The organism is Deinococcus cellulosilyticus NBRC 106333 = KACC 11606, from assembly GCF_007990775.1.
Taxonomy (GTDB): Bacteria; Deinococcota; Deinococci; order Deinococcales; family Deinococcaceae; genus Deinococcus_C; species Deinococcus_C cellulosilyticus.
Genome location: NZ_BJXB01000018.1, coordinates 91,574 through 113,532, shown reverse-complemented (window position 1 = coordinate 113,532; position 21,959 = coordinate 91,574). Strand labels below are relative to the sequence as shown.

Sequence of the window (21,959 nt, the reverse complement as noted above, 5' to 3'; positions counted from 1 at the left end):
CACAACATGCAAGCCCTGAACGTCACGCTGGAAGAGGCAGCGTCATGGATTCAGCCGTATTCACGGGTGTTTCTTTCTGGCAATGCCGCCACCCCGATCCCCTTTCTGGAAGCCCTTGAGACCCGCACAGACCGCCTGAAGGGGGTGGAATTCTGCGGACTGTTGCAAATGGGCACCGCCCTCAAACCTGAGGCAGGTGCGCCTTTTCACTACCGCAGTTTCTTTCTGGGTCCCCATGACCGCATGGGGCTTGCCAATGGCGTGGTGGATTACGTCCCGATCTTTTTGAGTGAGATTCCCCGGGTGCTGCGCTCCGGTCACCTGCCCCTGGACTGGGCCGTGGTGATGGTCAGTCCACCCGATGCCCATGGGTACATGAGCCTGGGCACAGAAGTGATTGCCAGCAAAGCTGCTGTGGAAAATGCGGCCCGCACCATCGCCCTGGTCAACCCTCACATGCCCCGGGTCCATGGAGACTGCTTCATCCACACCTCCCAGGTCTTTGCACAGGTCGAGGTGGACTGTCCTTTGCAAACCCTGGACGAGATCCCCTTCACAGAAGTGGAAGCCCAGCTTGGAGCCCACATTGCACAGCTCATTGAGGATGGAGACACCCTGCAACTGGGCATTGGCAACATTCCCAACGCTGTCCTGCATGCCCTGAAAGGCAAGAAGGACCTGGGCCTGCACACCGAGATGGTCTCCACAGGCATCCTGAGGGCGGTGCAGGAAGGCATCATCACCGGGGCCCGCAAAACCCTGCACCCAGAAAAGATCATCGGGACCCTGATGCTTGGCACACAGGAACTTTACGATTTTGCCCACGACAACCCACTGCTGGAAATGCACCCGAGCGATTACGTGAACAACCCGATGGTGATTGCCCAGAACCGCCACATGGTCGCCATCAACACCGCCCTGGAGGTGGACCTGACCGGGCAGGTGTGTGCAGATTCCATCGGAACCCGCATGTACTCGGGCTTCGGAGGACAGCTGGATTTCATGCGTGGAGCCAGCATGTCCGAAGGGGGCAAGCCGATCATTGCGGTGACCTCCACGGCCAATGTGAAAAGCACCCCCTGCTCTCGCATCACCCCTCTGCTGAAACCCGGATCGGGCGTGGTGACCACCCGGGGTGATGTGCGCTATGTGGTGACCGAGTACGGCATTGCCGACCTGTACGGACGCACCCTTTCCGAGCGGGCAGAAGCCCTGATCGGGATTGCCCACCCGGCCTTCAGGGAGGAGTTGCATCAGGGGGCCTGGAACCGGGGGCTTTTCCCCAGAGCGATCAACCTTGGGCTGCAGACCCAGCATTGACCTCAGAGGGCAGAGAGCCAGGCCAGGTATTCCTTCAGGCGCACAATGCGGCGGTCCGGACGGCCTGAGCGTGAGAGCTCATGGTTTTCCTCCGGGAACCGCACAAACCGGGTTTCGATGCCCAGGGTTTTCAGGGCTGCGTACCATTGCTGTCCCTGTTCCAGAGGGCACCTGAGGTCCTGTTCGCTGTGCACCACCAGGGTCGGCGTCTTCACCTGGGACACGTATTTGAGGGGGCTGAGGTTCCACAGGTTCCCAGCATCTTCAGTGAAGGGATTGGACCCCAGTTCGTGCTGCCCAAAAAACGCCCCGATGTCCGAGGTTCCAGCAAAGGACACCAGATTGCTCACACAACGGTCCGTGATGGCCCGTTTGAACCGGGAGGTGTGTGAGGTGATCCAGTTGACCATGTATCCACCATAACTCCCTCCGACCACCGCCATGCGGGCCGGGTCCAGTGCGCTGTACTGGGCGAGGGCAGCATCCAGGAAAGCGAGCAGGTCATCCTGGTCCACACTGCCCCAGCATCCCCGGATGGCTCCAGAGTGGCCCTGACCATACCCGACACTGCCTCTGGGATTGCAGTACAGCACCGCATAACCCTGCTGCACAAACACCTGAAACTCGTGCATGAAAGCGTGTCCATAGGCCATGTGCGGCCCGCCGTGAATGCTCAGGACCACAGGAATGCGACCTTCAGTTTGCGTGGGCAGGAGAACCCAGCCTTCCACATTGCCAACACGCAGAGAAATGGGCTCCACAATGGGCCAGTCCACAATCAGGGCACCCTGCTGTGAAACTGGAGTGACCACCCCATCTTCCCAGAGGTACACCTCAGGAAGCTCTGTGGAACACTCCTCAATGAAAGCCACCTTGCCCTGACAGACATGCACAGCACTGATCACGCGGGCATGGTGGTGCAGCAGAGGGGTCACATCTCCCGAGAGCTTCACCGTGAAGAGGCCAGAAGAACCCCCCAGCGTATAGACCGCCAGCAGGGTCTGGGCATCAAGCCACTGGGCACGGGTGGGGTAGGCACCGTGCTGCATGTCTCCCAGCACATAATTCCCCAGGGGATAATCAAAACCCTCATCCAGACGCTTGTGTGTGCCATCCCAGTGGTAATAGTACAGGTGGGCATCGCACCAGCTCTGCTCTTTGCGCGACACCACAAAACCGGAACCATCTGGCTGCACACTCAACTGACCGAGGTCTGCCGTGGCATCCATCACCTGTTCAGGGACGCCATTCAGCTTCTGGCGGTACACGCAGAACCGGGCCTGTGCCGCTTCATCAGCAGAGGGAGAAGAAATGTAGGCGACCCCAGAACTGTCGGGCAACCACTGGTGCTCCATGATGTACACCTCTGAGTGCGTCAGGGCTGACACCTGACCGTCAGAGATGCGCAGCAGGTGAATCTGGTCTGGACGTGCAGAGAAAAGCCCCTCCCCATTGGCGTGGTACTCCCGCAGGGTGGTGGTGTACACGACCTCATGGTCGGTTTTTTCAGGTGCGGTCATGAAAGAGAGGCATTGCCCATCTGGACTCCACTGCACGTTCCAGGGATCGGTCTCCAGGTGGGTGATCTGTCTGGCCTCCCCACCACGCAGGCGCAGAAGATAAATCTGATTCGTACCCGAACGGTTGCTGATGAAGGCCAGCGACTGACCATCCGGTGAAAAACGGGGAGAGGTGTTCTGGTGCTCCCCCTGGGTGAGTTGAGAGAGTTCACCTTCCTCCCAGAGGTAAATCTGGGTGATGTACTTTTTTTGCTGTGGTGTGGCCCGCACAAAGGCCACTTTTGAGCCCCACACCTGTGGATCAGAGACAAAATGCAGATCAAGCAGGGTATCCGGTTTCAACATTCCCTGATTCTCTCATGACATGTGTTTCAGAATGTCAACTTTCTGTCAAACTCGTGTGCCGCCTGTCAGATCAGGTGTCAATCAGATCCTGGGTGTCCTGTACAGTGTTCACATTCTTGAAGTGATGCTGTGGGACCCCCGTAAGGGTGCGGTACAGCAAATGGTGCTCGATCACCTGACGGATGCCATAGCGCTTTTCCTGCAATGCAGCTTTCAGATGGGGCAGTGCACTCACATGGTAGGCCGCAGCCAGCGTTTCCATCTTCCCGTGCTCATTGAGGGGCACAATCACCTGCACATCGGGATTCAGGTGGTGATGCAGGTGGGACCAGTAATGGGCATCCAGGTTGGGCATGTCCACCCCCGTGAAGAACACCCAGCCATTCTTTGCATGCTCCAGCGCAGAAACCAGACCTGAAATGGGACCGATTCCCGGAAAGGGATCAGGATAGGTCTGCCAGCCCTTCAAGGCGTAAGGACCAATGATCAATTTCTGGTTGCAGGCATGGAGGTTGTGTGCTGCAATGTCCAGCAGGGTGTACTGTCCAACCCGATACAGTGCTTTGTCCGAACCAAATCGCCTGGACTTCCCCCCGGCGGTGATTGCTGCAGTGATGTGCATTTTTTCATTCTAGACTGTTTTTTGAAATTGGAGCAAAGGGCACAGAGCGTTCAGCCGTCAGCCGTCAGCCAGAAATCTCAGCAAGTCCATGCTTTGTTCCAACAAAAACCCAACATGGTTGGTGGAAATCCACTTTATTGTTCCAGGCCCAACCTCATCGTCGCTGTTAAAAGCTGACCGCTGATGGCTGATGGCTGACAGCTCTGCTACCATTGACCATTATGTCGAACCTCAGAATCCTCGGGGGAAGTGCCAAGGGCCGCAGCCTGACTGTGCCTGCCACTGCTGTTCCCACCGGAGCCAAAGTCCGCAAAAGCCTTTTTGACATCCTCGCACAGCATTACGAAGAAGGGAGTGCCTTTCTGGACCTGTATGCCGGGAGTGGGGCAGTGGGTCTGGAAGCGGCCAGCAGAGGCTTTCAGGTGACCCTGGTGGACAACAGCAAGGGGGCGGTCTCGGTGATGGACAAAAACGCCCGTGCCCTCAACCTGCGGGTCAAGATCCATCTGGGAGACGCGAAGTATTACCTGAACAGGGTGGGACCCCAGGATGTGGTTTTTGTTGATCCTCCGTATCCGCTGGACATTCCCCAGATTGCACAGGATGTGCTTGAACATGTTCCCCTGAACGACGATGGGGTGGTCATCGTGCAGCATCCAGACAAAACCCGTCTTCCAGAACGTGAGGGGTTCACCCTGGACCGCAGGGAGTACGGCAGCAACGCGCTGTCGTTGTACTGGAAAGAGAATTGAAAGTTGCTACACCATTTCCAGAGGTGTTTATGATGGGGGCAAGATGATCCAGCCTATCAAAGCAGTGTTCCCGGGGTCGTTTGATCCCATCACCAACGGGCACATGGATGTGCTCTCCAGGGCATGCAAGCTCTTTCCAGAAGTGACCCTGGCCGTGTTGCAAAACCCCCGCAAGGTCTCAAAACACCTCTTCACCATTGAGGAGCGTCTGGAGATCCTGCGCAAAGCCACCGAACACCTGCCCAACGTGCGGGTGGAAGCGTTCGGAGGTCTGCTGGTGGATTACATGCGTGAAACAAAAGCCACCGTGATTCTGCGTGGCCTCCGGGCCGTGTCCGATTACGAGTACGAGTTGCAGATTGCCCACCTGAACCGCCAGATGAACCCGGATGTCGAGACCGTCTTCATCATGGCCGCCACCCGCTGGTCTTATGTCAGTTCCAGCATGGTCAAGGAAATCGCTTCTTACGGCTCAAAAGAAATCACCAAGATGGTCCCTCCTGCAAGTGCAGAGGCCCTGTTCAGGAAGTTTGCCGATCTCCAGTGAACCTGACCCCCCGGAAGGCTGCATCCAGAACACCTGCTGTTGTGTGGGTGGCTTTTGTGCTGTTGATGCTGGGGGGATTTTATGCACTGTGGGTCCCTCAACCGGGCAACAAAGACCGCGCTGAAGCTGCCCAGCTGGAAAGTTTTGGCATGAAGGTGTATCAGGCCATCGCTGTTGCTGAGAGCCAGAAGGTGTCCCTCACAGGACTCTCCTCCTGCTTCGATGCCCGTCTGATCAAAGCCGGGGCACCCCCTGCCCTGCCAGATCAGATGAAAAGTTGCACCCTGACGCCCAGAGCTTCTGGTTTTCATCTGGTCGTGACCTCAGGGTCAGGCAGGACATTTGAAGCAGAGTACTGAAGGAAAGCACTGAAACAAAATCAAAAAGAGAGCCCGTTTTGCAGGCTCTCTTTTTTGAGTTGCTTTACCGCCTGGAAAGCTGTTTCTCAATTTCCTGCAACTGTTCCTGGTAGGTCATCTCCCCTTCCAGATGCACCACAGGCACTGTGAACCGGGTGAGCCACTGGCGGTGCAGTCTCAGGCTGCGCATGGTCTCATCTGCAGTGTCGTACTGGCTGGCCCAGATCATGAATTTCTCGTGCGCCTCATGGGCGTGGCCACCAGGTAGCAGGGCTTCTTCCCCATAGCGCTGAATTTCGCGGGCTTTCAGGCGCTGCATCCGCACAGGTCCGGGGAGGGTCACGAAGATCACCAGATCGAACTCGGGGATCAAAACATCGCCCCAGCCCACCAGCGAACCGGAAAGAATCCATTTCTCATGGCTCTGGAATTTGTGTCGGAGCTGCACGAGCCGTTCTGGAACAGGTCGGATGGTGGTGAAGGGCGGGTCGGTCTTTTCCCAGAAGTAATCATCGGTGTCCAGATGGAAGTGCCCGAAGTCTTCTGAGAGGTGGCGTCCCAGGGTGGTGGTGCCCGATCCGGACCCGCCCAGAATGTGAATGTGTTTGAACCGTTCCAGCATGGGCTCAGAATAGCCCGGACCCTTTGGGAATGTCTACCACCAGATCATGCTGCTTCAGGGCGTCTTTGAGGGTCTGGTAATTGAACAGGGCGTGCCCCTTGGTGGTGTTCTGGAAAAACAGGTAAACCGTGTCCACATCTTTGATGGCCGCAATCTGGTCTGCGATGTCCTGGATTTCCTCTTCGTTGTACCTGTAATCATGGCGGTCAGAGGCGCTCTGGCCTTCCCACCAGGTTTCCTTGTTGCGGCCATGCAGACGGATGTACACGGTTTTTGAGCTGGCCTGCACCTGATATGGGGGCAGGCCCTCCATCGGGGGATAATCGGCACTGACCCAGATGAGGCCCAGTTCCTTGAAGGCCTCCAGCACCTCCTCTTTCAGCCAGGAGGCGTGACGGAATTCCACGGCCAGAGGGTGCCCTTCAAAAGCCATCACCAGATGCTGCAGGTACTTGCGGTGCTCGGGGGTGCGCTTGAAGGAATAAGGAAACTGGGCCAGAAAAGGCCCCAGCATTTCTGCTTCGCGGATGGGCTTGGGAGAGAGGATCATCCGCTGCACGTCATCTTCGGTGTAACTGCGCTCATGGGTGAACACCTTGTTCAGTTTCACCGTGAACATGGTCTTGCCGTCGGTCTTGCGCAGCATGCCAGCGAAGGCTTTTTCACCTGGAATGGCGTAAAAAGAGCTGTTGACCTCCACAGCATTGAAGTAACGGCTGTAAATGCCCAGGTAATCCCCCTGTTTGGTGCCCTCAGGGTAAATCAGGCCCAGCCAGTCATCGTTGGTGTACCCGCCCGTGCCAATCAAGAGTTTCAATTCAGTCCTCCTGCCAGACTCCTGTCGGGATGGAATAAATGCCTGCCTGCTGAAGCCTGGACTGTCTGATGTAAATGTATACGATGCAGTCCAGAAGGCTTCCGTCTTCTAAATGAACGGTTAACACATCCCGGCGGTACCCCGGAGGGTCCAGGTGCAGCTCTTCGAGCTCATCCAGAATGGGAAGGGCGGTGTCCATGTCGTGGTACTTCAGAACCACGCCTTCAATCACCCCATCTCCTTCGGTGATGCCAGGGTAAAACTCGGGACTCAGACCGAACATGGTGAACCCCTTCAAGGTGGCCCGACCCACCACATCATGAGGTCCAGCTTTCAGGGCCACAGGGTAGTTGCGGTAACCGGGTTTCAGGGTGCCGTAGACAAAAACATACGCAGGAAGGTCCATCATCAGGGACAGGATAACATGATGGACTTTCCTGCTTTTGGTGGTTTGAGAGAACTGGGGGATTAAGGATTCAGGCCAGCGTCCAGCACGTTGAGCAGGCTTCCATCGTCCTGGCTGAGTTCCCAGAACATGGCGCCTCCAAGCCCCAGTTTACGGATGTATTTCACCTTGTCTTTGATGGTGTCCGGGTCGTCGTAGGCCACGAAGATGCCGTCTTTTTTGCTGTACAGCCAGGTGGTGCGGGTCTGGCGGTCGCGGAACTTGCGGTAGTTGGGGTTCATCTCCAGCTTGAGGACATCGGCGTATTTCAGGACGCCTGCTTCACCCAGGGTGCCCGGCCCGCCTCCAGTGGTTTTCTGGTACAGACCATTGTTTCCAGATTCCACTTCTTTGTAGCTGCGGCCATAGAAGGGGATGCCCACCACGATCTGTCTGGGGTCCACACCCAGATCCAGCACCGTCTGAACGGTGTTGTCCACACTGTTGATGTCGCCAGAGGGCTCTCTGTCCGAAGCATACAGGGAGCTGTGGTGGTTGGTGGTGGCGTCCCAGGACCCGTGATAGTCGTAAGTCATCAGGTTGATGAAGTCCAGCACGTTGGCGAGGTTGGCGGTTTCCATGTGCTCACGCAAAATGGTGGGGCTGGCACTTGCAGCAATGGTGAGCTGGTATTCCTGTCCGGTCTGCAGGGAGGCCCGGTTGAGGGCTTCACGGAAGTCCTCCATCAGAAGGGTGTAGTTCTGTTTGTCGCTGGGGTCCACGATGTTTCCAGCGTTGCCCATCACCACAGGATATTCCCAGTCGATGTCGATGCCATCAAAAACACCCTGCCCATACTGTGGGTCCACCCCGTCGTATTGCCCGTGGATGAACATGTTCACGCAGGAGTCCACGAAGGCTTTGCGGCTTTCCGGGGTGCGGGCGGCGACCGAGAAGTATTTGCTGAAGGTCCATCCACCCACCGAGATCAACACTTTGAGGCTGGGGTGTTTTGCTTTCAGTTGTTTGATTGCAGCAAAGTTGCCCTTGAGGGCTTTGTCTCCTTCGCCCACCACACCAAGGTTGCCGTTCTGCACATCGGCCCAGGGGTCACCCAGCACGCACTTGCCTTCTGCATTCACATTGGCAAAGGCGTAGTTGATGTGGGTGATCTTGTCTGCTGGGATGTCCTGCACAAAGTAATTCTTGCCATACACCCCCCATGAAGGGTAATAGGCCACCACGATGTGTTCGGGTGCCGGAATTTCAGGGGTTTCGGCCTGCTGGGCCTGGGCGAGAGAAACCGTGAGGGCAAGCATGCCAGTGAGCAGCTTTCTTTTCATGAAAATCCTTTCTGCGCGGGTGAAGAGCAGAGACATGGGCGCATTCAGTTGTGATGAAAACATAATACCAATTGAATACCAAAGATGCAAAGTTTAGGACAGGTATAATACCAATTTTCAGGTTACGCCAGAGATGCCAGGGCAACCCCGGGAGCCTTTTTTTCAGGGTTCAACATGATCGGACCGATCTTTACAGGAAAAGCCCTGCATCTCGATCTGTACACCCAAAGACTGCTTTATGGAATCTTGCCCAAAGGACTCGACAGTCCTTTGGGCTGAGGGAAGCGGCTCATGCTTCTTGCCTCCTGCTACGGGCTTATCAGACGGCCTTCTTGCTCTGACTACGCGCTCACGGGGCGGCCCGTTTCGCGCTGAGCGCCGCTTCGTGCTGGTCGCTCGGCTCCTGGCTCTCGGCTTTTTCCGCGTCCCGTCCTCTGGGCAGGTCCCGCACCCCTCTGCGTCCAAAGGCATGGGCGATGTCCCGCTCTGGAAGCCTCAGGGTGGTGGGTCTGCCGTGGGGACACACCCAGGGGTTCTGGCAGCTTTTCAGGCCGTTGATGAGTTCCTGACCGTGGTCTGCACGGATCTGGCCTGCTTTGAGGGAAGGCAGACATGCCAGCCTTGCCAGCACATCCCGCTCTGGATCACTGCCAGAGATGGCAGAATCGATCACCAATTGCACTGCATTCTGGATCGGCAGTTTGCTGAGGGTCTGGGGAATGGAACGGACCCTCACCAGATTCGCTCCAAAAGGCTCCAGATGAAAACCCCACTGCATCAACATGGGGGCCCTTTCCAGCAGGATGCCCAGGGCTTCTGCACCAAGTTGCACCATCTCAGGACTTGGCAATTCCAGCGGTTCGGCTTTGCGGAAGGCCACCTGCAGTTTCTCGTACCAGATGCGCTCGAAGGCGGCGTGGGCATCAATCACCCACAGGTCCCCTTCTGATTCTGCGAGGAAGTACAGTTCCCGGTACACCCCGATCATGCGGAAGTCTGGAAGGCTGTTTTTGTCCTGCAGAGGCTCAGTGACCACTTTTGGCAGAGGCGCAGACTGGGCCAGAGGGTGCTGCAGAAGCGAATCCCTGACGGCTGTTTTCAGGGCCTCCAGGACTTCCGAAAGGTTCTGGAACGCCACCTGGGTTTTGGTGGGGTGGATGTTCACATCCAGCGTTTCCGGAGGGAGGGTCAGGTTGAGGATGCAGGTGGGGGCCTGGTTCGCAGGTAGGAATTCCCCGTAGCCCGAGATAATGGCATTCTCCAGTTCATTTGTTGCCTGAATCGGTCTACCATTCACAGAGAGGTGCATGCGGTCGCGCCTCGGGCGGGTGAGTTCCGGTCTGGAAATCACCCCCTGAACCATGGGGGTTTGAACGTTCATCATGCGGTTGGCACTGAGGGGGCCAAACACAGTGCCAACCGCATGGATGAGATCGCTGCTGACATGCTGAAATTTCAGCTCCCCGTCCAGCACCAATTTGAAACTGACCTGCGGGTGGTGCAGAATGTACCGCCCAACCAGCATGATGATGTCCCGGTATTCACTGGACGGTTGCATCTGGATGCGCAGGCGGGCTGGAAGCTCTTCAAAGAGTTTCATCACGGTGACACGGGTACCTGCCGGGCAGGCCGTTGGAGCCACCCTCACCCGGTCCTGAAAAGCAAACAGTTCTGTCCCTCCCAGCTGGTGTTGCGGGCGGGTGGTGATCTGCAGGTATCCAGCGTAGGCAATGCTCCACAGGGCCTCTCCACGAAAACCCAGCGTGCGGATGGCATGCACGTCCTGCATGTTCTGGATCTTGCTGGTGGCGTGCCTGAGGGGTGCTTTTGCCAGTTCCTCTGCAGGAATGCCTGAACCGTTGTCCTTCACCGAAATGGCGGTGAGGCCCCCTCCAGAGAGTTCAATGTCAATGCGGGTGGCGGAGGCATCCAGGGCATTGTCAATGAGTTCACGCACCACATCGAGGGGTCGGGTGATGACCTCTCCGGCGGCAATGAGGCGCTGGATGTCTACGGGAAGGATCTGAATCATGACAGCTCTCCTGCGTGCAGCATCATCTGGAGGTCATGCAGGGCTTTCAGGGCTTCCAGGGGGGTGAGTCTGCTCACTTCCATTGTACTCAGTCGCCTGAGCACCTCGTGGTATTGCTCTCTTTCTCTGGCCCGGAAGGACCTCAGAAGGCGGTCTGCCCGGTCAGTGACCCCAGCAGGCAACCCGGCGAGTTTTGCCACGCTGACCCCGTAGGATTCGCTGGCTGCACCTTCCATCACCTGGTGGTAGAAAACCAGACCTCCGGCCTCTTCCTGCGCGGCCACATGCAAATTCACCACACCAGGGAGCTTGCTTTCCAGATGGGTCAGCTCGAAATAATGGGTGGCATAGAGGGTGTATGCTCCCAGAGACTGCAGGTGTTCCAGGCTGGACCAGGCAATGGCAAGTCCATCCAGGGTGGAGGTTCCGCGTCCCACCTCATCCAGAATGATCAGGCTTCTGGAGGTGGCCGTGTGCAGGATGCCTGCAAGTTCGGTCATTTCCACCATGAAAGTGCTGCGCCCGCCTGCAAGGTCATCGCTGGCCCCAATGCGGGTGTGAATCGCATCAAAGAGGGGCAGAGAAGCAGACTCTGCAGGCACAAAAGAGCCGATCTGGTGCAGCAGGGCACACAGGGCAACCATGCGGAGGTAGGTGCTTTTCCCTGCCATGTTGGGACCTGTGATCACCAGCAGGTGCCGGGAGGGGTTCATCGCTGCGTCGTTGGGAATGAATTTCTCTCCGAGGTTCTTTTCCACCACAGGATGTCGGGCCTGCACAAGTTGCAGGTCCCGGGAAAGCCTGGGGCGAACCCAGTGGTTTAGCGAGGCCACTTCTGCCAGAGCACAGAGCACATCCAGGTCCGAGAAGGCCGAAGCCAGCAGGGAAAGATGGTCCGCATGGGCTTTCAGTTCGTCCCGCAGGTTCTGGAAGACTTCTGCTTCGAGGGCAATGGCTGCGCTTTCTGCACGGGCAATCTGGCGCTCCCGGTCCCGGATGTCCGGGCGCACAAAACGGGCACGGTCCTTGAGTGTGGCAATCTGGTGGTAGTCGTCAGGAATCTTGCTGAAGTGGGCACTGGTGACTTCCAGGTAGTAGCCAAACACCTGGTTGTAACTGACCTTCAGGTTGCCAATCCCTGTGCGAACCCGTTCGGTCTGCTCCAGGTCTGCCATCCAGGTGCGGCCTGAGAGGGCCTCCTGCCTGAGGTTGTCGAGGTCTGCATTGAAACCGTCCCGGATCAGGCCCCCTTCGGAAAGCTTGATCGGTGGGTCCTCCACCAGTGCAGCACGGATGAGGGACACCGCATCTGGCAGGTCACTGAGCCTGCTTCTGAGATCCTGCAGCAGGCCTGAAAAACCTTTGAGGGCATCGTGCAGTTCGGGCAGAAGTTCCAGGGTGCGGGCCAGTGCAGCGACTTCTCTGGGGGTGGCCCTTCCGGTGCTCACCCGTGCAGAGAGGCGCTCCAGGTCATGGGCACGGTAAAGCTGGCTGCGGATCTTGTTGCGGGCCAGCGGCTGTTTGACCAGATCCTCAACAGCCTGCAAGCGGTCTGAAATCAGCACCTCGTCCAGCAGGGGTTGCCTGAGCCATGCCCTCAGCCTGCGCTTGCCTCCCGAGGTGCGGGTTTCTGAGAGCACATCCAGCAAGGTCAGGCTGCCTGCACTGTTGGGTTTGAAGACCTCCAGCGCATTCAGGGTGCTTTCTGGCAGGTGCATGTGTGCCCCCGGATCAAACCGGGTGAGCCGCGTGACCATGGTCAGGTGCCCTTGCTGGGCAAAAGTGGCGTACTTCAGGGCCGCCCCACATGCCCGCCTGAGGGCCACCACATCCAGATGATCGGGAATGCGGCCAAACTGACCGCTGAGAGCCTGCTCGCACTCTGCGATTTCAAAGCTGGTCTCGCTGAACATGATCGGAAAACGGGTCTGGAACTCTGCGTAAAGGGCAGGATTGTCTTTCAGTTCAGGGGCAAGCAGCAGTTCTTTGGGCCGATGCTTGGAGAGTTCATCGTACAGGGCTCCCCGCGAGGTCAGCAGGGCACACTTGAATTCTCCGGTGGAGACATCCAGCAGGGCCAGGGCGTACCCGTCTCCTGTGGCCACCGCCCCGAGGTAGTTCTCGTCGATGCTGAGAAGCCTCTCCTCGGTGAGGGTGCCAGGGGTCAAAAGCTGGGTCACATTGCGGTGAACCAGACCACTGCCTGGCTCCTCAAGCTGATCTGCAATGGCCACTTTGACCCCCAGATGCAGCAGTTTCTCCACATGGGGATCAAGGGCCCGGATGGGAATGCCTGCCATGGGGGTCACGAAATCCTTGCTGGTCTTGTGGGTGAGCGTGATCCCCAGCAAGCGGGACAGGCGCTCTGCGTCTTCTCCAAACGCCTCATAGAAGTCTCCGACCTGAAACAGCAGCAGGTACTCCGCGTACAGGTCCCGCAGTTGCACGTACTGTTCCAGCATGGGGGGCAGTGCCCCGTCACCTGTGCCTTTTAAAACCAGTCTTCCCGTCAGGGACATAGATTCACAGTATATCAGGATTTATCATGCTCGCAACAGAATCAGGGAGACCATCTACTTCATGAACAGAACAACCGGAGGCTGTAGCGCCCCTGCATCAGGAACAAGGCTGACCCCATTCACGCACTCTTTTTGCCCTCGGCTCTGGGCTCCTGGCCCTCGGCTTTCCGAAGGTACGAAACCCAACGGAAACCCTTTGCAGCACAGGAGAGAATGCAGGGAAAGACCCTCAAGGAGGAGAAGCATGTCAAGAGTCACCGCCGTGTTCAGAGACAGCACCCAGGCCCAGGCTGCTGTTCAGGAACTGAAAAATCTGGGAATTGGTGAGCAGCACATCCTGCTCAGCCACCACAGCGACAGTGCGGCCCAGACCGAATCCTCACAGGACGTGCAGGCCGCAGGTCCCACTGAGGACGGTACGGTCAACACCGACACCCTCAATGATGTTGCCGTGCAAAGTGCCAACCGGGACCTGTTCTACATCCCTCCCAACAACACCATGGCTCCGGCAGGCATGGGCACCCTGGGCACCCCGATGATCGTTCCGGTGAATGACGCTGCCGACAACCTGATTGCCACCCAGCACATGAACACCGGAAATGCTGTCACACATGACCCCGCACGTGAAACCCGCTTTTACGACGATGCCCTGCGTGACGGCAAGATCCTGATCTCGGTGAACACAGAAGACAGTGTGCAGGAAGAGCATGCCAGAGACGTGCTGGCAAGGCACGATGGTGAGTTCTACACCCGCTGAAACCCAGGCACCGAGAAGAGGGAAGACCTGAGCTTCCCTCTTTATCCTGGAGCCATGAACAGCTCTATTTTTCATGCAAAAGACATCCACAGAACCGTATTGTTTCAGGTCAAAGTGCGCCTGCCCACAGCAGAGGTCTTCACCCATGATCCTGCCCGGCCTCCCACCCCGACCACCTGTCTGGAAGTCCAGCCAGATCTGGAATTTGAGATGCACAAGATGCAGCACCTGCTGCTGTACGTGCTGGGAGGCACCAACAGCTGATCAGCGGTTCTGGTTCAGGCGCTGTTCCAGAATGCTCTTGAGGGTCAGCATCTCGGTGTGCTGCAGGTGGTTCATGTCGTTCAGGATCTCCTGCAGCAGGCCGCTTCCTTTCAGGCCCACCTCCGAGGACTGGATGATCACGGTGCCCTGACCGGTGAAGTTGATCTGTTTCTCTTCCCCACTGGTGCTGAGGCCCATCATGCTGGCACCGAGGCTCAGGGCATTGCGCACGTAGGCGTAATCGTGGTGAAAAGAGGGGGTGGGGCAATCTGCCCAGCCCAGCAGGGCGTCCGGGTCCACACGCACGGGAGGTTCCATGAAGTGGACCATGCCATTGCTGGAGGCCAGCATTTTCCCGGTTCCCAGCAAGGTCACGTACCCTGGCGTCACGCATTCCTCGCAGGTCAAGGTGGGTTCATAGGCGAGCAGGTTGGCGGCCTTGATGGTCATGTTGGCATTTTCCAGATCGTAGCTGTTGATGTGGTTGCCATTGTCGCCCACGACCAGTTTCCCTCTGCCAGTCACCACGATGTAGTCTCCACCATAAGCCGGGGCGTTGAAGGAGTTGGCCACAATCATGTCAATGATGTTTGATCCGAGGGCCTCGAAACGCAGATTGCCGTAGTAGGCGATCATTTTTCCCTTGCGAACGATGTAATCTTTGACCACATCCACGCTGAAGGCGTAGGGGTTGATGTTGTCATTCACGGGCAGGGTGTTCACATTCAGGATGGTCATGCTTTCCCTTTACCTTTCATCTGCCTGCACGTAAACAGTGCCCTGGCCGGTGAATTTAAACTGGAAACTCTCTCCGGAGCTCTGGCCCACAAAGGTCTTCCAGCTGACATCGGTGTGAATCTGGGTGGTCAGGTGCCCTTTGTGCCCCACGTAAGCCTGAGGGTCCACGAAGACAGGGCGGCTGGCGTCCACCTGCAGTTCGATCAGGTCTCCCGAAGACAGGATCACCACGTCTCCGTACCCATCAAGGGTGGTGGTGAAAAGACCCTGTCCGGCCATGGCACCTCTCACCATGCCACCCACGCCGCCCTGGTTGCCCAGAAATTCGGTTCCTGCACGGATCTGGTGGTCAAAGGCCAGCACGTAGTCGCTCTCGACGTACAGACGTTCACCTCCCAGAGGAATGATGTTCACCAGCAGGCCGTGATATCCGTACAGCACAGAGCCTCTGCCGTGGGCTTTCATCAGTTGCAATCCCTCGTTTGTGACCTGCCGCATGGCTGCGGTCTGGATGCTCCCTCCGGCCAGAAAGGCCCCCTGGAACTGCACGTCTCCGGTGTAGGCCAGCATCGAGCCCTTCTTGGCATACAGTTCTTCTGATCCGTTCAGGTCTGCCTGAACCAGTGTTTCGTTGATGCGGGTGTACCTCGTCATGCTCACCTCTCTGCGGGCTGAATGTACACCACGCCCTGCCCTGAGAATTTCAACTGGAAGGTCTCCCCGGAGTCCTGACCGACAAAAGTTTTCCAGTTCACGTCGAAAATGAAGTCCTGCTGCAGGTTGCCCTTGTAGGCAATAAAGGCGTCAGGGTCCACACAGAGGGGCATCTGGGGGGTGACCTCCAGTGCAATGATGGGACCTTCTGAAAGCAGGGTCACGGTGCCCTGTCCTTCCACGGTGGTGGTGAAAAGGCCCTGCCCCGAAGTCATGCCCCGGAGCCCTCTGAAAACCACATCGGTGCGCACACTCTGGTCGTAGGCCAGCAAACTGCTGCTTTCCACAAAGAGTTTTTCACCCATCAGGGGAATGACGTTCACCTCTTTGGCTTCACGTGCAAAGTAAACCGTCCCACTCCCCTGGCAGACCATCAGGGGGATGCCCTCTCCGGTGGCGGCACGCTTCAGGGCTTTGAAGATGCCCCCTCCACCCAGGGAGGATTTCTCAAACTTGAAGTTCCCCTCGTAGGCCACCATCGATCCCGCCAGGGCAAAAATCTTTTCGTTGGACATCTGGACCTGCAGCATCCGTTTGTTCTTGTTCTCGAATCTTGGCACACCTTCTCCTTGTCCTGTGGTTTACAGCTCTCTGAGGATTGCCCGTGCAGGGGCACCGTCGGCGTCCACCAGATTGAGGGGCAGACAGATCAGCTCATACTTTTTGAATTCCACACCATTCAGGTTGACCCCCTCCAGGATCACGATGTTGTTGCGCAGGCAGGCCTGGTGGGCAGGCAGGTCTTTGGAGGTCAGGGGGTCCACACTCGGTGCATCTGTGATGAGCATCTTCACTCCATGATGCCCCAGGTGGTCAATGAGTTCCGGACTGAAAGCACTGAAATCTGTGGGAAAAGTGCTCCACTCCTCTGGCTCGCCTGTGAAGAAGGCCACCCGTTCAGGCAACTGCCCGATGCCCTCAAGCAGGGTCACAGGAAGAAGCCTGTGGCCTCTGGCATCGATCACCAGGCATTCACCGATCAGGGTGGTGAGGGGGATTTCTCCGAGTTTCAGGCCCTGATCGCTGTAATGGTAAGGGGCATCCAGATGGGTCCCGAGGTGGGTGGTGGTGGAGAACATGCCCACGTTCACCGTGTCTCCATGCTGGATCTGCATGGTGGGTTGAAAGGCAAAAGGGGTGTCTCCCGGCCAGGTCGGGAAACCGTGCACGAGTTTGCGGGTCAGGTCAATCATTCGTTCTCATCATAAGGGCTGGCCTTCAGGCGGGTCATGTCCACCGAGGTGATCTTCCAGTTCTGGTCTTTTTGCAGGGTCAGGGTCATGCCATAACGCTTGCCAAAAACCCCGTAATCTCCAGCATCCTCAGGGATGGTGCCGTAATCCAGGGTCACATAGATCTGGGCTTCCTGGGGGGTGTCCCTGAGGAATTGCAGGGTGTACCAGTCGAATTCTCCGACCTGCTCTGGCTCGATCCCCAGCAGAGGGGTCCAGGCTTTGCCCTGCTGGCGCATCAGGTTTGCCCGGTCCATCAGGGCTGCGAGTTGCGCGGGGGTGCGTTTGGTGGTCTTGTCGAAGATCTTCTCATTGACCTCACTGAGGTTGTGCAGGTCCTGAATGGCTTTCAGGGCGGTGTCCAGTGCGTCATTCTTCACAGGCACCAGGGTGTTTTTGCTCATCCGGTAGGCCTGCAGTTTCTGCGAGCCGCTGCGGCTGTTGCGGACCACCACATCAAACAGGCCGTTGCTGCGCTTCACGGCCACATCCAGGTTGAAACCCTCGTCGTAGAGGTCTTTTGCCACCCTGGGCAGGGTGAGGCCCGTGGGGGTCACCTTGAAGCCAGAGGATGTTTTGTCAATCAGCACCACCCCGAGCTGTCCTGCTTTCACGTAAGGGTTTTTTGCGCTTCCTTGCAGAACCGAAAGCACCTGCTTGCTGCCAGGGGTGGTGAAACTGCCCACAGCGGTGATGTAGGTGTTGTCTTCAGGGCGCACTCCGGCCATCACGGGATAGTCGTTGTAACCCAGTGTGCTCAGGTATTCGCGGATGTCTGGCAGATAACCTGTGATCCAGTTGCGCAAGTCTGCTGGGGCATTCCTGAGGGTGCTGTCGATCTGGCTGTCCTTGCCAAGCAACAACAGTTCAGAGACTTTTGCCAGTGCAGAGTAGGAATCCTCCACCTTCTTGACATCCGAAAACCAGCTGCTGATCAGGGCCGGGAATGCCCGGGTGTTAACCACGTAATGGCCATTCACGTAAGAGTAGACCTCTGGGAGGGCCACACTCTCTGCGAAACTCATCCCAAAGCCATAGGCAAAACGCCAGTCTGCAGTGACCAGCTCAAAAGGACCTTTGCCATCCAGCTGTCTGGGGTCCAGTGCATCGGTGTGCGCAGTGTCTGCCTGCAGCAGCAATCTGGGAGGGGTGGTCAGGGAATACACCTTGTGGCTGAAGCAGCAGTGGGCTCCCCCAGAGAACAGCAAGAGGTCCACTTCTGGAATCCCGTCACCGGTGACATCCTTGCACCATTTGGTTTCCACCATCCAGTCCTCGGTGGAATACACCACCCCTTTCGGGCCTTTGAGGGTGATTCTTTCCTGCTGGTATTCTGCACTGGTGACAGGTTCGGTGGTGACCGTGTAATTTCCGCATTTCTGGGTGGTGGGCTTCTTGTCCGTCTGGGCCTGTCCCGTGCCCATCAGGCCCACAGTGAGCAGGGCTGCAGTGAGGGTCAAAATTCCTTGATTCATTTTTCCTCCGGTGGATCGGAAACCACAGCTCAGAAACACGACAGCACGTGTCCTGGCATCTGGGTGTGTTCCGGGTGTCCTCAACCTATCACTCTCTGTCATACGGCCCATGTGATCAAGTCGTTCCAGGGCCAGAAACCAAGGATTCATGAAGATTGACATTTGCATCCAACAAAAAAGAGCGGTTTTCACCGCTCTTGCAAAGGAAACAAAGATCAGGATTTTGAGCTGTGCCCATCGAGAGCATTCAGGGCCACCACACCTGCCACAATCAACAGGATGGCACCCAGTTTTGCTGCGCTGAGGGGCTCTTTCATGAAAAGCACCCCCAGCAGCACAATCAGGGCCGTTCCCAGACCGGAAGCCACAGCGTATGCGGTCCCAACTGGAATGACCTTCAGGCTCAGGGAAAGAAAATAAAAACCCAGTCCATACCCGAGCAGCACAATCAGGGTGGGGACCAGTCTGGTGAATCCTTCAGATGATTTCAGGGCTGCGGTGGCAATCACATCTGCAAGGATCGATAACATCAAAAATGGCATGGTTTCACCCGGGGCATTGCCCCTTTTGTCTGCGCCTTCTGCCTTTCAACTGGAAACTGAATTTCAAAGCAATAAAACATCACTGTCAGGACCAGGGTCCTCACATGGATAAAAAGGCAGTCAAGCGCAAGGAGATCTTCAAGTCAATGGCTTCATGACAGAAGCCGATCTGACACGCCTTGTGACCTGGATTTGTCTGTCTTGTTTTGTTTGCGACTGCCCCTGCATTCAAGGTCTGGCAGCCATTGTTTGCCCGTCTCACCTTCCTCTGTTGACCTCACAGAATCCATGAGAGGTCGCTAGAGTCGAGTACACCCCTGGGCGGGGAATTGGGTACCTGCCCTGATTCAGATTATACACGCTCCTCTTCAGAGGAAAATGAGCAAAAAAACCCAAATTGGTCCTAAAATACGAAGGAAACCCCATGACTGATTCACACAAACCCCTGCTGAAAGTGATGACCGATTACCACTGCTGGCCCCTGTGGATTTCAACCCCACAGGATTATTTCAATGTAGAGCCGCAAGACTTGAACCTTCCCCCAGAGCTCTCTCAGGCCCTCATCGACTGGGCCACAGATTTCGATGACATCCTGAACATGGATGATCCTGCATCTTCGGCTTTTCCCAGCCCAGAAGCAGAAGAAGCTTTTGTGGTCCTGGGAATGGAACTTGCCAGGCAGGTCAAAGCCCTGCTCTCAGAGCGCTATGAGGTGATGTACTTTGACCTCCTCAAACGGCGTCTGGTGGAGGTCCCATAAAAGACCCCCACCAGACGTTTCTGTTCATGAATTTCAGTCCAGCTGAACAATTTCTTCGTGGTAAAGGCCAAGTTCCTGCAGTTTCTGAATCACCTTGCGCCTGTTTTTCAGGGTGAGGGCCTCCACAAAATCGGGATTGCGGGTCATGGTGACCAGATACCAGAAGTCTCCCCACACCTCCAGACCCATCTCGCGTTTCATGAGCAGGCTGAACCTGTTCCACGCGGGCAGGGAGAGGTCTTCGAGGGGAGCGATGTAGTGGGAGTACCCATCGAACACCTCAGCTGAACGAACGGTGCGCTGGTACTGCCGGAGTTCTGAAGAGGACAGTTTGCTCAGGGCTCCTGCACCGCAAAAATGGGCAGGCATGCCAGAGTAAGTGTCCCGACAGCGGATGGGACGGTCTCCGTACAGGGTGCATCCGCCACTGGTTTTGTCCAGCAGCGGACAGAAGCCCACAAACTTGCGGTGGTTTTCTGCGTACTCGTCGCTGTTTTTGCTCTTGTGGGCATTCACCCAGACCTTGTTGGCATGCCGCTGGATTTTTGTGAACTGCTCATCGGTCAGGCTTTCAGAGATGGTGAGGGCCTCGGCCCAGCTGATGCGGATCGGCATGTCGCAGCACTTGAAGCAGCCTGCCTGACAGTAGATGCGCCCGCCTTCTGCGGTGTACTGCTCAATCCAGTTGCTGGCCTGCTCGTCGTATTTGCGGTAGGCTTTGCGAACTTCTTTGGTGATGGTTTTGTGGTTCACAGCGTCCTCGTCAAGCGCACAGCAGACAGGCATGCAAGTCCTGTCTGCTGGTGCTTTTCTCCATTTAACCAGATCTGTTCTCTTCTGACCCTTACAGACCAGGACAGAGCACTCAGAATTTGAAGATCAGGGTGCTCTGCACGATCTGCAGAATTTCCGTGTGGATTTCCTCGGGCGTGCGGGTGGCGTCCACAACATAAAAACGTTCAGGTTCAGCAGCAGCAAGGTTCAGAAACCCCTCTCTGACCCGCTCATGAAACTGCAGGTCCGCCTGCTCCAGACGGTCAAACTGCCCTCTGGCTGCAGCCCTTTCCAGACCCACTTTGGGAGGCAGGTCCATCAGGAACGTCAGGTGGGGCCTCAGTCCTCCGGTGGCTTCCCAGGTGACATCCTGCAGGAAACGCAGGTCCAGACCTCTTCCATACCCCTGATAGGCCAGGCTGGAGTCAAAATACCGGTCACACAGGACCACATGGCCTTCTTGCAGGGCAGGCCGGATCACTTCCCGGACCAGCTGGGAACGGCTGGCACTGTACAGCAGAAATTCCGTCAGGGGCTCGATCTGCAGGCTCACATCTTCCAGAACAATCTGGCGGATCTTGTTCCCGGTGGTGGTCCCACCCGGTTCACGGGTCAGGACCAGGCTGTGCCCGGCACTTTCGAGGACAGCCGAGAGCATGCGAATCTGGGTGCTTTTCCCTCCCCCCTCGGGACCTTCAAACGTGATGAACATTCAGAGCCCTGTGGGCAGGTGAATGAACTGCCAGGGAAGCCCGAAGGTGTCTTCCAGTTTGGCTGCCAGGGCACGCACCCCGAAGGTTTCGGTTTCATAATGCCCCGCGTAGATGACATTCACTCCGTACTCGAAGGCATCATGGAAATTCTGGTGTTTGGGCTCCCCTGTCACAAAAGTGTCCAGACCCATTTCAGCAGCCAGATGAATGCTGTCTGAAGCAGAACCCGAAATGACCCCCACCTTCTTGACGATGCCACTTCCTCCACCGTGCACCAGGCAGATTTCACCGGTGGTCTTCTGGATGCGGTCAGAGAAGTCCTGCAGTTCCAGCTCAAAAGGGAGTTCCCCCCAGAAACCAATGCTTTTGCCCGCCCAGTCCCCAAAAGGCTGCAGGTCTCGCAGGTTGAGGGCCCGGGCCAGCATCACGTTGTTGCCGACCTCAGGGTGGGCATCCAGTGGAATGTGCATGGCGTAAATGCTGAGTTCGCCCTCCAGAGCCTTCTGGATGCGCTTTTTCATGGGGCCGGTCACCATCACGGGTTTTCCCCAGAACAGACCATGGTGGGTGATCAGGATGTCCGCACCCGCGTCCACTGCTTCTTCGATGGTCCTCAGGGAGGCGTCCACGGCGACAGCGACGCGGGTCACTTCGTCTTTGCCTTCAACCTGAAGGCCATTGTTGCTGACATCCCGGTAATCGGAAATGCGCAGGTAATTGTTGAGCCATTTGACAAGTTCGTCTCGGTGCATAGCACGATCAGTTTACAGCCTGAGCCCGGGGCAATGGGGAAAAAGGTCATGTTCT

At 56.8% G+C, this 21,959-nt stretch carries 24 protein-coding genes; 7 read left to right on the top strand and 17 right to left on the bottom strand.

Features of this window, described 5'->3' with window-relative positions; all coding sequences use genetic code 11:
- Window positions 1–1,320, top strand: a 1,320-nt coding sequence (locus DC3_RS18950) for an acetyl-CoA hydrolase/transferase family protein (protein WP_307724747.1), incomplete at its 5' end; no start/stop codon positions are given.
- Between the two features lie 2 nt (window positions 1,321–1,322).
- Here DC3_RS18950 and DC3_RS18945 read toward each other — a convergent pair.
- Both DC3_RS18945 and mobA read right to left on the bottom strand, forming a co-directional pair.
- Window positions 1,323–3,185: a S9 family peptidase gene (locus DC3_RS18945; RefSeq protein ID WP_146887098.1), complete on the bottom strand. Its 1,863-nt coding sequence runs from the start codon at window positions 3,183–3,185 to the stop codon at window positions 1,323–1,325.
- A gap of 70 nt (window positions 3,186–3,255) precedes the next feature.
- Window positions 3,256–3,807 (bottom strand): molybdenum cofactor guanylyltransferase, encoded by a 552-nt coding sequence (mobA, locus tag DC3_RS18940; protein ID WP_146887096.1) that lies wholly within the window; start codon window positions 3,805–3,807, stop codon window positions 3,256–3,258.
- Window positions 3,808–4,028: 221 nt separating this feature from the next.
- Between mobA and DC3_RS18935 the strand changes: the two genes are divergently transcribed.
- The 3 genes from DC3_RS18935 to DC3_RS18925 are packed head-to-tail and all read left to right on the top strand — an operon-like array spanning window position 4,029 to window position 5,465.
- Window positions 4,029–4,559: an RsmD family RNA methyltransferase gene (locus tag DC3_RS18935; protein WP_146887094.1), complete on the top strand. Its 531-nt coding sequence runs from the start codon at window positions 4,029–4,031 to the stop codon at window positions 4,557–4,559.
- 55 nt (window positions 4,560–4,614) lie between these two features.
- Window positions 4,615–5,106, top strand: a complete 492-nt coding sequence (gene coaD / locus DC3_RS18930; protein WP_146887111.1) for a pantetheine-phosphate adenylyltransferase — start codon at window positions 4,615–4,617, stop codon at window positions 5,104–5,106.
- Window positions 5,103–5,465 (top strand): hypothetical protein, encoded by a 363-nt coding sequence (locus tag DC3_RS18925; RefSeq protein WP_146887092.1) that lies wholly within the window; start codon window positions 5,103–5,105, stop codon window positions 5,463–5,465. The genes coaD and DC3_RS18925 overlap by 4 nt, the downstream gene beginning before the upstream one ends.
- Before the next feature lie 64 nt (window positions 5,466–5,529).
- Here DC3_RS18925 and DC3_RS18920 read toward each other — a convergent pair whose 3' ends face one another.
- From DC3_RS18920 to mutS, 6 genes are all read right to left on the bottom strand, one after another.
- Window positions 5,530–6,087 (bottom strand): AAA family ATPase, encoded by a 558-nt coding sequence (locus DC3_RS18920; protein ID WP_146887090.1) that lies wholly within the window; start codon window positions 6,085–6,087, stop codon window positions 5,530–5,532.
- A gap of 4 nt (window positions 6,088–6,091) precedes the next feature.
- Window positions 6,092–6,904, bottom strand: coding sequence for a DUF72 domain-containing protein (locus DC3_RS18915; RefSeq protein ID WP_146887088.1), 813 nt, complete (start codon window positions 6,902–6,904; stop codon window positions 6,092–6,094).
- A gap of 1 nt (window position 6,905) precedes the next feature.
- Entirely contained in the window at window positions 6,906–7,313 is a 408-nt protein-coding gene (locus DC3_RS18910; RefSeq protein WP_146887086.1) for a gamma-glutamylcyclotransferase family protein, read from the bottom strand.
- Window positions 7,314–7,372: 59 nt separating this feature from the next.
- Complete coding sequence (locus DC3_RS18905; protein ID WP_186816123.1) at window positions 7,373–8,632, bottom strand: glycoside hydrolase family 18 protein; 1,260 nt, start codon at window positions 8,630–8,632, stop codon at window positions 7,373–7,375.
- A gap of 349 nt (window positions 8,633–8,981) precedes the next feature.
- The gene (gene mutL / locus DC3_RS18900) at window positions 8,982–10,664 is read right to left on the bottom strand and encodes a DNA mismatch repair endonuclease MutL (RefSeq protein WP_146887082.1); all 1,683 of its coding nucleotides are present in this window, start codon (window positions 10,662–10,664) and stop codon (window positions 8,982–8,984) included.
- Complete coding sequence (mutS, locus tag DC3_RS18895) at window positions 10,661–13,183, bottom strand: DNA mismatch repair protein MutS (protein WP_246130739.1); 2,523 nt, start codon at window positions 13,181–13,183, stop codon at window positions 10,661–10,663. Before mutS ends, mutL begins: the two co-directional genes overlap by 4 nt.
- Before the next feature lie 244 nt (window positions 13,184–13,427).
- Between mutS and DC3_RS18890 the strand changes: the two genes are divergently transcribed.
- Both DC3_RS18890 and DC3_RS18885 read left to right on the top strand, forming a co-directional pair.
- Window positions 13,428–13,940, top strand: coding sequence for a hypothetical protein (locus DC3_RS18890; protein WP_146887081.1), 513 nt, complete (start codon window positions 13,428–13,430; stop codon window positions 13,938–13,940).
- Between the two features lie 54 nt (window positions 13,941–13,994).
- Window positions 13,995–14,204 carry a hypothetical protein gene (locus DC3_RS18885; RefSeq protein ID WP_146887079.1) on the top strand — a complete coding sequence of 70 codons (210 nt, stop codon included), beginning with the start codon at window positions 13,995–13,997 and terminating at the stop codon, window positions 14,202–14,204.
- Here DC3_RS18885 and DC3_RS18880 read toward each other — a convergent pair whose 3' ends face one another.
- From DC3_RS18880 to DC3_RS18855, 6 genes are all read right to left on the bottom strand, one after another.
- Window positions 14,205–14,942 (bottom strand): AIM24 family protein, encoded by a 738-nt coding sequence (locus DC3_RS18880; RefSeq protein ID WP_146887077.1) that lies wholly within the window; start codon window positions 14,940–14,942, stop codon window positions 14,205–14,207. It abuts the gene before it with no gap.
- A 9-nt stretch (window positions 14,943–14,951) separates the two neighbouring features.
- Window positions 14,952–15,596 carry an AIM24 family protein gene (locus DC3_RS18875; RefSeq protein WP_146887075.1) on the bottom strand — a complete coding sequence of 215 codons (645 nt, stop codon included), beginning with the start codon at window positions 15,594–15,596 and terminating at the stop codon, window positions 14,952–14,954.
- A 2-nt stretch (window positions 15,597–15,598) separates the two neighbouring features.
- Entirely contained in the window at window positions 15,599–16,216 is a 618-nt protein-coding gene (locus DC3_RS18870) for an AIM24 family protein (protein ID WP_222594795.1), read from the bottom strand.
- A gap of 21 nt (window positions 16,217–16,237) precedes the next feature.
- Complete coding sequence (locus DC3_RS18865; RefSeq protein ID WP_146887074.1) at window positions 16,238–16,849, bottom strand: cyclase family protein; 612 nt, start codon at window positions 16,847–16,849, stop codon at window positions 16,238–16,240.
- Window positions 16,846–18,363, bottom strand: a complete 1,518-nt coding sequence (locus DC3_RS18860) for a hypothetical protein (RefSeq protein ID WP_146887072.1) — start codon at window positions 18,361–18,363, stop codon at window positions 16,846–16,848. The genes DC3_RS18865 and DC3_RS18860 overlap by 4 nt, the downstream gene beginning before the upstream one ends.
- Window positions 18,364–18,578: 215 nt before the next feature.
- The gene (locus tag DC3_RS18855; protein ID WP_146887070.1) at window positions 18,579–18,905 is read right to left on the bottom strand and encodes a DMT family transporter; all 327 of its coding nucleotides are present in this window, start codon (window positions 18,903–18,905) and stop codon (window positions 18,579–18,581) included.
- 424 nt (window positions 18,906–19,329) lie between these two features.
- Between DC3_RS18855 and DC3_RS18850 the strand changes: the two genes are divergently transcribed.
- Window positions 19,330–19,665, top strand: a complete 336-nt coding sequence (locus tag DC3_RS18850) for an immunity protein CdiI family protein (protein ID WP_146887068.1) — start codon at window positions 19,330–19,332, stop codon at window positions 19,663–19,665.
- A gap of 33 nt (window positions 19,666–19,698) precedes the next feature.
- Here DC3_RS18850 and DC3_RS18845 read toward each other — a convergent pair whose 3' ends face one another.
- The 3 genes from DC3_RS18845 to DC3_RS29245 form a co-directional block, all read right to left on the bottom strand.
- Complete coding sequence (locus tag DC3_RS18845) at window positions 19,699–20,451, bottom strand: YkgJ family cysteine cluster protein (protein WP_146887067.1); 753 nt, start codon at window positions 20,449–20,451, stop codon at window positions 19,699–19,701.
- A 79-nt stretch (window positions 20,452–20,530) separates the two neighbouring features.
- Complete coding sequence (gene tmk, locus DC3_RS29250) at window positions 20,531–21,151, bottom strand: dTMP kinase (RefSeq protein WP_186816121.1); 621 nt, start codon at window positions 21,149–21,151, stop codon at window positions 20,531–20,533.
- On the bottom strand, window positions 21,152–21,904 hold the full coding sequence (locus DC3_RS29245; RefSeq protein WP_186816120.1) for a Nif3-like dinuclear metal center hexameric protein: 753 nt from the start codon (window positions 21,902–21,904) through the stop codon (window positions 21,152–21,154).
- Window positions 21,905–21,959: the final 55 nt, after the last annotated feature.